Genomic DNA, 11,344 nt, shown 5'->3' on the forward strand with positions numbered 1-11,344 from the left:
AAAAAAAATGATTGTTTGTTGGTAAATTAAACGAAGTGCTTATTTTTTGTGGCTTTTTAACCATTTTGGCAAGTCTGCAAGGCTATCAAGAACAAAATCCGCACACTTTTGTGCTTCTTCTGTTATCTCTTTTCCTGTACGAACTAGAATTTTATGACCAACACCTGCATTTTTTGCTGCCAACATATCTTCTTTTTTATCACCAACCATATAAGAAGAAGCCATATCGATGTTTAATTGTGATTTTGCATCCATAAACATTCCTGCTGCTGGTTTGCGACAGTCACATGCTTTTCTATATTCTTCTATATTAGCGTCAGGATGATGAGGACAATAATAGATGCCGTCTAAGTCAACGCCTCTATCCGCTAAAGACCAATCCATCCACTCAGTTAAGTGTAAAAATTGATCTTCACTATAGTAACCTCGGCCAATACCGGATTGATTAGTCACAAGAACTAAGGCATAGCCCATTGCTTTTAATTCAGCCATTGCCTCAATGACGCCATCAATAAACTCAAAGTTATCAATTTCAGATACATACCCGTGGTCTATATTAATAGTTCCATCGCGATCTAAGAAAATCGCTGAAATCCCCTTACTCACAGCACATTACTCCATTTAGATATTTTTATTAGTATCGCATGTTTTTTCTTATATAGAGAATGATATCCACGGCTTTCTTTCTTTATTAGCCTTCTACTCTTTTTTATTGACTTAGCCGTCTAGACGCCTTAACATCTATTTTAACTCGGGCAGAATAGTCTCTATGTCCCATATCTACTTATATAAAGAAAAACATGATTAAACTGACGAATATAAACAAAGTATTTAAGCAGGGAGAGCGTTCTATACAAGCGCTATCAAATATAAACCTGCATGTGCCACAAGGACAGATTTTTGGTGTTATCGGATCGTCAGGAGCGGGTAAAAGTACACTTATACGTTGCGTAAATATGTTAGAGAAACCAACTTCAGGTGAAGTATTGGTTGATGGACGAGATCTCACAAAATTATCAGATAAAGAATTAACAAAAGCACGCCGCGGTATTGGCATGATTTTCCAGCATTTCAACTTACTGTCCTCTCGTACCGTATTTGATAATGTCGCATTGCCATTAGAACTTGATAATACGCCACGAACTGAAATTAATAAGCGTGTTAATGAATTACTAGAATTAGTTGGTCTGTCTGATAAGAAAGAGTACTACCCAGCTAACTTATCTGGTGGACAAAAACAACGTGTTGCAATTGCACGCGCATTAGCAAATTCACCTAATGTTTTATTGTGTGATGAAGCCACCAGCGCACTAGATCCAGCAACAACACGTTCTATTTTAGAATTACTGAAAGATATTAATCGTCGCTTAGGCCTCACCATTTTATTAATTACTCATGAAATGGACGTTGTAAAACGTATTTGTGACCAAGTTGCGGTTATTAGTGGTGGCGAGTTAGTTGAAAGTGATGCCGTCAGTGAGGTTTTCTCTCACCCTAAAACGCCTGTTTCTCAAGCTTTTATTCAATCAACACTACAATTAGATATTCCTGAAGACTATAAAGAACGCATGAAACCAGAGTGGAAGGAAGGTTTATTCCCATTATTGAGACTTGAATTTAACGGCCAATCTGTAGATGCACCATTAATGTCTATCGTTGCACGTCGTTTTGACGCTGATATTAATATTTTAAGTTCTCAAATAGACTATGCCGGTGGTGTGAAATTTGGTGTGATGTTAGCTGAACTACACGGTAAGAATGGTAACACTGAAAAGTCGATTGCGTTTTTAGAAGAGCATCATGTAAAGGTAGAGGTTCTCGGTTATGTCTGAAGGTATGATTTATTTATTAATTAGTGGGATCTGGGAAACCTTAGTCATGACCTTTGTTTCAGGCTTCTTTGGTTTTGTTATCGGATTACCTCTGGGTGTTTTACTTTATGTTACGCGTCCTGAACAAATCATGGCAAATCCACCTGCCTACCGCATTATTTCAGCACTCGTTAATATTTTTAGGGCAATCCCTTTTATTATCTTATTAGTATGGATGATCCCTTTTACACGTATGGTCGTAGGGACTTCAATTGGCTTGCAAGCAGCCATCGTGCCATTAACTGTTGGAGCGGCACCATTTATTGCTCGTATGGTAGAAAATACACTATTAGAAATCCCCCAAGGATTGATTGAAGCATCCCGCTCTATGGGTGCAACGCCAATGCAAATTATTAAGAAGATTTTATTACCCGAATCTTTACCTGGCTTGATTAATGCGGCAACCATTACTTTAATTACATTAGTCGGTTACTCCGCAATGGGAGGTGCTGTTGGTGCCGGTGGTTTAGGTCAAATTGGCTACCAATATGGTTACGTTGGCTATAATGCAACAGTAATGAATACAGTCATTGTTCTACTCGTTATTCTTGTTTTTATCATTCAGTTTTTCGGCGATCGCTTAGTGAAGCTGACAACACATAAATAAATAGATTGAAGGTTTCTATTATTAATAAGGAAACCTTTTAATTAACAGATCAAATAAGGGTAAATGTATGTCATTGAAATTTAAATCACTCGCAGTTGTAAGTGCTTTAGTTGGTGCATTGGCATTAGCTGGTTGTGGTGAAAAAGAAAAAGATCCAAACCATATTCGTGTCGGTGTTATTTCAGGCTCTGAACAACAAGTCGCTGAAGTAGCGAAACAAGTTGCTAAAGATAAATATGGTCTTGATGTAGAACTCGTTACTTTCAATGACTTCGTTATGCCTAATGAATCATTAAGTCGTGGTGATATCGATATTAATGCATTCCAACATAAACCTTATTTAGACCAACAAATTAAAGATCGCAATTACAAAATAACAGCTGTAGGAAATACTTTTATTTATCCTATCGCGGGTTATTCTAAAAAGATTACTGATTTAGCCGATTTACCTGATGAAGCACAAGTAGCTATTCCTAATGATCCAACAAACTTAGGCCGCTCACTGCTGTTATTAGAAAAAGTTGGGTTAATTAAATTAAAAGATGGCGTAGGTCTGTTACCTACCAAGCTTGATATTATTGAAAACCCTAAAAAATTACAATTAGTTGAATTAGAAGCACCACAGTTACCTCGCTCATTAGATGATCAAAAAATCTACTTAGCAGTAATTAACACTACTTATGCAAGCCAAGTCAATTTAACACCAGCAAAAGACGGTATCTTTGTTGAAGATAAAGACTCTCCATACGTAAACATCATTGTTGCTCGTGAAGATAATAAAGACAGTGAGAATGTGAAGAAATTTATTCAAGCCTATCAAACTGATGAAGTGGATAGTGCTGCCAATAAAATTTTTAACGGTGGTGCAGTAAAAGGCTGGTAATACATTAATATTTAACTTAATTATAAAAAAGGCGGACATTTGTTCGCCTTTCTCTTTTTTACTTGGCTAAATTGCATTAAATTAGAGCCGTTTAATTTTTGTATAGATAATAATAAAGAGGATATTACCCATGCACATGCGCTTGCTACTTCTTGGCATCATGGCGCTGTTTATGACAGGCTGTTCAATGCAAAAATCATCTGATGTTGATCAGTCTAAATTTACGGATATGCGTTTAAATAAACCAGGACAACCACAAAAACCAAAATCACAGACGTTACCTTCTGTGCGTATTGTTGAGAAAACAGAAGACCTTTTAGGTGCTCCGTTTAAAGATCTCGGCATTGTTGCCGGTGAATCTTGCCGTCAAACATTACAAGATCCACCAGCAAGTTTACCTATCGCAAAAAAAAGAATGGCTACAAAAGCAGCTTACAAAAATGCCAATGCTGTTTTATTGCATGAATGCCAAATTGTCACTGGTTTAGGTTGCTACCAATCTGCCATTTGTGAAGGCACAGCATTACTCATTACAAAATGAATACCTACCAAATGAATCCTATAGGGCATATATCAAGTCCTTATAAAGAAAAATTTGCCGTTCCACGCCAACCTGGGTTAATCCAGGATGGCGGCGGCCAACTTATTCTACATACACCTTACAATCACCCAGATGCAGTTCGAGGCTTAGAACAATTTAGTCACCTTTGGCTGATTTTTGTTTTTCATCAAACAGCACAACAGGGTTGGCATCCTTTAGTTCGCCCCCCAAGGCTTGGTGGGAATACCAAAATGGGTATTTTTGCAACTCGCTCAACTTTTCGTCCAAATCCCATCGGCATGTCTTTAGTCGAGTTAAAAAAAGTAAACACACAAAACCAGTCCGTTGTTTTAGACTTAAGCAGCCTTGATTTAGTTGATGGAACTCCTGTTCTGGATATTAAGCCTTATTTACCCTTTGCAGAGTCTCGACCAAATGCGATTGCTGGTTTTGCACAAGAAGCACCAGATAATGAAATGTCTGTTTTCTTTTCACAACTCGCTTTAGAACAGCTGCAACATTATGCGAACGAATATCCTCATCTTTCGCGTTTTATTACTCAAGTATTACAACAAGATCCTCGCCCTGCTTATAAAAAAAACGAGCAAAGTAATAGGATCTATGCGGTACATTTACTTGAATTTAATGTTCGCTGGCAAGTCAGTGGGCAACAGACACTTGTTCTTGATATAGAACCGCGGTAACTTGCTACTATCTTCATTGATATTGGTATCATGAATACTCCAATCTGAACGTCATTCTCGTTGTCTTTAAACAAATCAGATTGAAAAAAATGCTTTGCCCCTTTTGGCAGACCTAAGTCACTGGTAGACTAAAGTCTTTCTCTAATTATATTGATGTAGACTGGCGTGACAGTCAGCCTAAGTATTTTTGTTCTAATGGAACCTAATAATGCGTACTAGCCACTATTTGCTCTCTACTTTAAAAGAGACACCTGCTGATGCAGAAATTGTCAGCCATCAACTTATGCTTCGCGCAGGCATGATCCGTAAACTCGCTTCTGGTCTTTATGATTGGATGCCGACAGGGGTTCGTGTTCTGAGAAAAATTGAAAAAATTGTTCGTGAAGAGATGGACAATGCAGGATCACTTGAAATTTCAATGCCCGTTGTTCAACCTGCTGATTTATGGCTAGAAAGTGGTCGTTGGGAACAATATGGTCCTGAATTACTGCGTTTCGCAGACAGAGGCGAGCGTCCATTTGTTTTAGGCCCAACTCATGAAGAAGTTGTCACTGATATTGTTCGTAATGAAATTACCTCTTACAAACAACTTCCTCTGAATTTATATCAAATTCAAACTAAATTCCGCGATGAAGTACGCCCTCGTTTCGGCGTGATGCGTTCTCGTGAATTTATCATGAAAGATGCGTACTCTTTCCATATCTCTCAAGAGTCTTTACAAGAGACTTACGACAGAATGTATGAAGCTTATAGCAAAATATTCTCACGTATTGGTCTAGATTTCCGTCCAGTGTTGGCAGATACAGGTTCGATTGGTGGTAATGCATCTCACGAATTCCAAGTATTAGCAGACAGCGGTGAAGACGATATTGTTTTCTCTACAGGTTCTGACTATGCGGCAAACATTGAGCTAGCAGAAGCCGTAATGCCATCTACACCACGTGCAGCTGCGACTGAAGAATTACGTTTAGTGGATACACCAAACGCAAAAACCATTGCTGAGTTAGTGGAACAATTCAATCTGCCAATAGAAAAAACAGTCAAAACATTGATTGTTCATGGCACAAAAGAAAGTGGTCATAAACTCGTTGCTTTATTAGTCCGTGGTGATCACGAGCTTAATGAAGTAAAAGCAGAAAAATGCGCTATTGTTGCAGCACCTTTAACTTTTGCTACAGAAGCTGAAATTCGCCAAGCAGTAAATGCAGGTCCAGGTTCATTAGGCCCAGTTAATCTGCCACTTCCAGTTATTATGGATCGCTCTGTTTCCGTGATGAGTGATTTTGGTGCAGGTGCAAACGTTGATGGTAAGCACTATTTTGGTATTAACTGGGAACGTGATTTACCGGTTGCTGAAATTGCTGATATCCGTAATGTGGTTGAAGGCGACCCAAGCCCGGATGGAAAAGGCACATTACTTATCAAACGAGGTATTGAAGTTGGTCATATTTTCCAGCTTGGTACAAAATACTCAGAAGCATTAAAAGCAACGGTACAAAACGAAGAAGGTCATAACCAAATCGTTACTATGGGTTGTTATGGTATCGGTGTAACTCGTATTGTTGCTGCGGCTATTGAACAAAATCACGATGCACGTGGTATTATTTGGCCTGATGCGATAGCACCTTTCCAGGTTGCAATCTTACCAATGAACATGCACCGTTCTTATCGTGTTAAAGAAGTTGCTGACAGACTTTATGACGAATTACGAGCCCAAGGCATTGATGTTCTTTTTGATGATCGTAAAGAGCGTCCGGGTGTGATGTTTGCTGATATGGAATTAATTGGTATTCCACACACTATCGTTATTGGCGATCGTAACCTCGATAACAACCAAATCGAATATAAAGCACGTCGTAGTGATGATAAATCACTGATTAATGTTGATGACGTTGTTGCCTTTATCAAAGAGCAGTTAGCTTAATTATTAAGCCTCTTGACGATAAGAGAGGCTTCATTGAGCAATAAAAAACCCGCAAAAGCGGGTTTTTTATTAGGAATAGAATAACTAAAACTTAGCTTCTGCTACCGCGATGGTTTCCACAAGAGCCATGACGATTAAAACGTGGTTTTTCATCAGTAACAACTAATGCTCTATCATATTTACCATCTTCCATTGAAGGGCGAATACTGTAATAACCACTCACTTCAAGGTAAACCGGTGTTCCACCATCAACGCCTGTTGAGAAATAACCTTTTTCTAATTCAATGCCATTTGCTGCGTAAACACGTCCTGATTGACAATCTTTAAATGTTCCAGCATCAGCAAAATAGGTAAACTCGCCAGCAAGCTGCTTAGGCTGAACTTTAGCTAAAGTATAATTTAGCTCTGAATTAATGACGTTACCGTCAATATCAAGCATAACTAATTTATCTTCACGAGGTAAATAATAGCTTTTCTCACCATAACTATTAGTCAGTGTCAGCTTATCTTTACCTAATACCCAAGTTCCTGATTCAAAGAAACTACGTTTATCATCAGGTGAGCCTTGGTAGCTTTGCTCCATTACATAAGAGCCATCTTGATTGACAAGAATTGTGGTGTCGATACCAGAACAATCGGCACACGGCAGAATACTGTTGTAAGTTTGGTCTACAATTTTTCCATCAAGTGATAAGCCAATATTATTTTGGCAACCTGATAGTACAAATAACCCGGCAGCAACGGCTGCAAATAAAATTTTTTTCCCCATCATCGACTCCCTACATTCTGGGTACTTTTTAATAAATCATTCTCAATATGATTCTAACATTTTTTAAAATAAAAGGGGGGTAATAAATACGCTTTAAGATAAATGCACCCATAATTGTCAGTTATTTCTCAAATCACTTCGAATAAAGAACTATTTAAGAAAATTATTATAATAACTATTGTGCTCACATCGAATAACAGCATAATGATTTTATTCTGAATTATTCACTGGCGGCTATACCGCCACGAAAAAGTGGTGAGGGAATATGTCAACAAATACAGAATATCAACCAATTAACTGTGATGATTACGAGTATCTGGAGTTAGCATGCCAACGTGGTTTAGCGCTCCATATTGAATTACATAATGGTGAGCTTATTGAAGGCATTGCTGATGATCTTTTCTTAAGCAAAAAGGTTGAATACCTAAAGATCAAGACGTCTGAAGGTTCTAAAGATTTACGACTGGATATCATTGCCAGTTTTTCTAATCCCGAACTTGGGACTATTGTTATAAAATCGGAATAACCGAATAAAGAACAGCCGCCAGCAGGCGGTTGTTCATTAATGAGCCTCTTGCCACTCAATAGTAATCGCATATTCTGATGTTGCTTTTCCCTCAAAAGTCACAAATGTATTAATAGCAGCAATTAACGTATCATTATAATAAATCAAAGGAATTCGCGTCCTACGCCAAGGCGCAATGTCAAGCTCTTGCCAAATTTTTTTACTATGCCGAGCATGTTCTCGTCCAACAATACGCAAAGACGCTTGTGTCAAACCAAAACGAACGGTGACCTTTTCATCCTTTGAAGGTGCTCTAACGGTATTTTTTCCTGTTGCCGTTGTTAGAGATAAAACACCTAATCCACTAGGTAAAGACAGTGATTGAGTAAGTGGCCATTCAATAATTTTATTAACAGGATCATCAATCATTGGTACAAGATAAAGGCGTTGTTTATAACGCCTCACTTCATCTTGATAAAATTGTAACTTAGGCTCAGCATCGGCTTTAGCTAAAGCAACTTCCTGCCATAATCGTAAAATTTGTTGTCTAGAGGGCATGATTTTATTATGTTGAGCAAACCAACGCCTTAATAGCGCATTACGCTTTATCACACTACAAAGAGCAAGTTGCTTGATGTCTAAACTGTGCTCTCTATCCATTAAAGCATTAAGTTCTGGCTCCAACAGCTCATCCAATAGGGCTTCTTGTTCACCACACAATGCTGCACTACGAGTTACCGATTGTGAAAAATGGGGCCATCGCTGCGTTAATAATGGCATAACTCGTAAACGTAAAAAATTGCGATCATAGCTATCGTCTTGATTACTATCGTCTTCAATCCATGTTAGCCCTTGCTCAGTAGCATAAGATTCAATCTCTTCACGAGTAATATTAAGTAATGGTCGAAGCAAATAGCTATGCTCAAATACCATTTTAGCTGGCATTGAAGAAAGCCCTGACGGGCCACTACCTCGCTTTAACGCCAGTAAAAAAGTTTCAGCTTGATCATCTTGATGTTGAGCCGTCACTAACACTTGTTGTGGTTGTAAATTCCGACGAAAAGCTTGATAACGCGCTTCTCTAGCACCATTCTCAAGCCCTCCATCTTTAGGATCGACACGAACTTTTTCACTAATAAAATTTACCTGCCATTGCTGACAACATTGTTCACAATGAGTAAGCCAATCATCTGCTTTGATATTTAATCCATGATGAATATAGATGGCAGTTAATTCTAAAGGTAATTGGAATTCATCACGTAAACGCACAAGCCCCTGCAGTAAAACGGTGGAATCTACTCCGCCACTAAAGCCCACCAAAATTTTGATGTGAGGATCAATGCGCTGTTTGATTTCTTTAAGAAGTGAGCCGTATTCCTGTTTCATCGTTTTGTCATTTATCAGTGAATTCAGGTGATTATGGTAATCTTTTCTCGCTGATTTTGCACGAGTACAAAGTATTCCTATAAATAAAACAAAGTGTAACTCTATTACACAAACATCAAGAGAAATAGAAATAAGATAAATACGAGGTTATAAAGAAATTAAAGAAGTAAAAAGCAGAATAACGATTATTCTGCTTTCTATTGAAAACAGAATTAAGCTGTAAAACCGCCATCAACCAAATAAGAAGCTCCAGTAACAAACGAAGCCGCATCACTGGCCAAAAATGCGACAACATTAGCCACTTCCTCTGGTGTACCGAGGCGCCCAATAGGATGCAATGTCGCTAACTTTTGTTTATCTAATTCACGGCCATCCAGCAAAGGTGTATCAATATAACCAGGGCAAACCGCATTAACACGAATACCTTTGTTTGCGTAATCAATAGCTAGCGTTTGTGTCAGTAATTTAACTCCGCCTTTTGATGCACAATAGGCAGGAAATTCATGCTGCCCAACAAAAGAACAAATTGAACTGCAATTCACAATCGCACCCGACATTTTGTTTTTTAGCCAATATTGAATTGCTGATCGATTAATCAAAAAGAGTCCATTTAGATTAACATCTAAAACACCCTTCCATTTTTCATACTCTAATTTATCAGCAATGTTATCTGTTAAAACACCCGCATTAGCAAACAAGAAATCCATCCTTCCATACTTATTTACAACATAATCAACAAGTTGTTCATTTTCTTTTTCACTCTTCACATCCATTTGTACGAATTCACCGACAAATCCTTTCTCTTTTAGGTATTTTTCTGCTTTTTGTCCTCGTGCTAAATTACTACCAGTGATAACCACTGATGCACCTAGGGATAAAAATTTTTCCGCAGAGGCTAAACCAATACCGCTATTACCACCTGTAATAATTCCCACTTTGCCACTAAATGTAATCATCACCGATCCCTCATTTAATAAATCTTATAAAATGATAGGCGGGCATTATTATTTTTTTAGAAAAAATATGAATTAATATTAATTTTGAGATCAAGTTAACATATTGATATATAATATATTATAGTTAATATCACAGATTCTAATTGTTTCGATAGAGATAGTTTAAAATGGAGCAATAAAAAAACCCCATGTAATCAACATGAGGCTTATCTGAATTTATTCAAATATCACGAGATCAGCAGTAGCCGTATTCCATTAAACGTTGGTAACGACGATTAGTCAGCTCTTCTGAATCAAATGCATCTAATTCTTCTAAATCAGATTGAATTTGTGCTTTTAATGAAGCAGCAATTTCGTCATAGTGACGATGAGCGCCACCTAAAGGCTCAGAAATAACGTTATCAATCAGTTTAAGCTCTTTTAAGCGGTTTGCAGTAATTCCCATTGCCTCTGCCGCTAATGGTGCTTTGTCTGCGCTTTTCCAAAGAATAGAAGCACAACCCTCTGGTGAAATAACGGAATAGGTGCTGTATTGTAACATATTCACTTTGTCACCCACACCAATAGCTAATGCACCACCAGAACCACCTTCACCAATGACAGTACAGATGATTGGCACACCAAAACGTGACATTTCACGTAAGTTACGTGCGATCGCTTCTGATTGGCCTCGTTCTTCTGCACCAACGCCTGGATAAGCACCAGGAGTATCTATAAAGGTGATAATAGGAAGATTAAAACGTTGTGCCATTTCCATTAAACGAAGCGCTTTGCGATAGCCTTCTGGTGCTGGCATACCGAAGTTTCGGCGGATTTTCTCTTTTGTTTCACGCCCTTTTTGATGGCCAATAACCATAACAGGGCGGCCTTCTAAGCGCGCAATACCACCTACAATCGCTTTATCATCAGCATAAGCACGATCGCCTGCTAATTCTTGGAAATCAGTAAAGATACGATGAATATAATCCAGTGTGTAAGGTCTTAATGGATGACGTGCAAGTTGTGCAACTTGCCATGCACCAAGATCAGAAAAAATCTTACGCGTTAGCTCTAGGCTTTTTTCTCTTAAGCGTGAAACTTCTTCATCGATATTAATATCAATTTTTTCATCATGTTGGCTAACTGCGGTTAGCGAATCAATTTTCGCTTCTAACTCGGCAATTGGCTGTTCAAAATCCAGAAAATTAAGACTCATAAC

General features: G+C 38.1%; 12 protein-coding genes. 7 read left to right on the top strand and 5 right to left on the bottom strand.

What is annotated here, in order from left to right; all coding sequences use genetic code 11:
* Positions 1-39: 39 nt before the first annotated feature.
* Positions 40-606 (bottom strand): D-glycero-beta-D-manno-heptose 1,7-bisphosphate 7-phosphatase, encoded by a 567-nt coding sequence (gene gmhB / locus GTH24_RS16105; RefSeq protein WP_164526699.1) that lies wholly within the window; start codon positions 604-606, stop codon positions 40-42.
* Positions 607-800: 194 nt separating this feature from the next.
* Between gmhB and metN the strand changes: the two genes are divergently transcribed.
* From metN to proS, 6 genes are all read left to right on the top strand, one after another.
* Positions 801-1,832, top strand: coding sequence for a methionine ABC transporter ATP-binding protein MetN (gene metN / locus GTH24_RS16110; RefSeq protein WP_072069993.1), 1,032 nt, complete (start codon positions 801-803; stop codon positions 1,830-1,832).
* The gene (locus GTH24_RS16115) at positions 1,825-2,478 is read left to right on the top strand and encodes a methionine ABC transporter permease MetI (protein WP_036933988.1); all 654 of its coding nucleotides are present in this window, start codon (positions 1,825-1,827) and stop codon (positions 2,476-2,478) included. Before metN ends, GTH24_RS16115 begins: the two co-directional genes overlap by 8 nt.
* A gap of 67 nt (positions 2,479-2,545) precedes the next feature.
* Positions 2,546-3,361 (top strand): MetQ/NlpA family lipoprotein, encoded by an 816-nt coding sequence (locus GTH24_RS16120; RefSeq protein ID WP_036933990.1) that lies wholly within the window; start codon positions 2,546-2,548, stop codon positions 3,359-3,361.
* 130 nt (positions 3,362-3,491) lie between these two features.
* The gene (gene rcsF, locus GTH24_RS16125; protein ID WP_082151821.1) at positions 3,492-3,902 is read left to right on the top strand and encodes an Rcs stress response system protein RcsF; all 411 of its coding nucleotides are present in this window, start codon (positions 3,492-3,494) and stop codon (positions 3,900-3,902) included.
* Complete coding sequence (gene tsaA / locus GTH24_RS16130; protein ID WP_164526700.1) at positions 3,899-4,606, top strand: tRNA (N6-threonylcarbamoyladenosine(37)-N6)-methyltransferase TrmO; 708 nt, start codon at positions 3,899-3,901, stop codon at positions 4,604-4,606. The genes rcsF and tsaA overlap by 4 nt, the downstream gene beginning before the upstream one ends.
* Positions 4,607-4,814: 208 nt before the next feature.
* Positions 4,815-6,530: a proline--tRNA ligase gene (proS, locus tag GTH24_RS16135; protein ID WP_072069995.1), complete on the top strand. Its 1,716-nt coding sequence runs from the start codon at positions 4,815-4,817 to the stop codon at positions 6,528-6,530.
* A 91-nt stretch (positions 6,531-6,621) separates the two neighbouring features.
* Here the strand turns inward: proS and nlpE are convergent, their stop codons facing one another.
* Complete coding sequence (nlpE, locus tag GTH24_RS16140) at positions 6,622-7,302, bottom strand: envelope stress response activation lipoprotein NlpE (RefSeq protein WP_164526701.1); 681 nt, start codon at positions 7,300-7,302, stop codon at positions 6,622-6,624.
* 262 nt (positions 7,303-7,564) lie between these two features.
* Between nlpE and rof the strand changes: the two genes are divergently transcribed.
* On the top strand, positions 7,565-7,825 hold the full coding sequence (gene rof / locus GTH24_RS16145; protein WP_072069997.1) for a Rho-binding antiterminator: 261 nt from the start codon (positions 7,565-7,567) through the stop codon (positions 7,823-7,825).
* A 36-nt stretch (positions 7,826-7,861) separates the two neighbouring features.
* On the opposite strand, the gene tilS is transcribed toward rof, so the two are convergent.
* The 3 genes from tilS to accA form a co-directional block, all read right to left on the bottom strand.
* On the bottom strand, positions 7,862-9,190 hold the full coding sequence (gene tilS / locus GTH24_RS16150; RefSeq protein WP_072069998.1) for a tRNA lysidine(34) synthetase TilS: 1,329 nt from the start codon (positions 9,188-9,190) through the stop codon (positions 7,862-7,864).
* Positions 9,191-9,402: 212 nt separating this feature from the next.
* Positions 9,403-10,146 carry an SDR family NAD(P)-dependent oxidoreductase gene (locus GTH24_RS16155; RefSeq protein WP_072069999.1) on the bottom strand — a complete coding sequence of 248 codons (744 nt, stop codon included), beginning with the start codon at positions 10,144-10,146 and terminating at the stop codon, positions 9,403-9,405.
* A 235-nt stretch (positions 10,147-10,381) separates the two neighbouring features.
* On the bottom strand, positions 10,382-11,341 hold the full coding sequence (gene accA / locus GTH24_RS16160) for an acetyl-CoA carboxylase carboxyl transferase subunit alpha (RefSeq protein ID WP_072070000.1): 960 nt from the start codon (positions 11,339-11,341) through the stop codon (positions 10,382-10,384).
* Positions 11,342-11,344 lie beyond the last annotated feature (3 nt).

It is taken from the genome of Proteus vulgaris (genome assembly GCF_011045815.1).
Taxonomy (GTDB): domain Bacteria; phylum Pseudomonadota; class Gammaproteobacteria; order Enterobacterales; family Enterobacteriaceae; genus Proteus; species Proteus vulgaris_B.

Excerpts from the sequence above, each read along its gene's own strand:
- metN (WP_072069993.1), top strand. The coding sequence starts at position 801 with ATGATTAAACTGACGAATATAAACAAAGTATTTAAGCAGGGAGAGCGT.
- GTH24_RS16115 (WP_036933988.1), top strand. The coding sequence starts at position 1,825 with ATGTCTGAAGGTATGATTTATTTATTAATTAGTGGGATCTGGGAAACC.
- GTH24_RS16120 (WP_036933990.1), top strand. The coding sequence starts at position 2,546 with ATGTCATTGAAATTTAAATCACTCGCAGTTGTAAGTGCTTTAGTTGGT.
- rcsF (WP_082151821.1), top strand. The coding sequence starts at position 3,492 with ATGCACATGCGCTTGCTACTTCTTGGCATCATGGCGCTGTTTATGACA.
- tsaA (WP_164526700.1), top strand. The coding sequence starts at position 3,899 with ATGAATACCTACCAAATGAATCCTATAGGGCATATATCAAGTCCTTAT.
- proS (WP_072069995.1), top strand. The coding sequence starts at position 4,815 with ATGCGTACTAGCCACTATTTGCTCTCTACTTTAAAAGAGACACCTGCT.
- nlpE (WP_164526701.1), bottom strand. The coding sequence starts at position 7,302 with ATGATGGGGAAAAAAATTTTATTTGCAGCCGTTGCTGCCGGGTTATTT.
- rof (WP_072069997.1), top strand. The coding sequence starts at position 7,565 with ATGTCAACAAATACAGAATATCAACCAATTAACTGTGATGATTACGAG.
- tilS (WP_072069998.1), bottom strand. The coding sequence starts at position 9,190 with ATGAAACAGGAATACGGCTCACTTCTTAAAGAAATCAAACAGCGCATT.
- GTH24_RS16155 (WP_072069999.1), bottom strand. The coding sequence starts at position 10,146 with ATGATTACATTTAGTGGCAAAGTGGGAATTATTACAGGTGGTAATAGC.
- accA (WP_072070000.1), bottom strand. The coding sequence starts at position 11,341 with ATGAGTCTTAATTTTCTGGATTTTGAACAGCCAATTGCCGAGTTAGAA.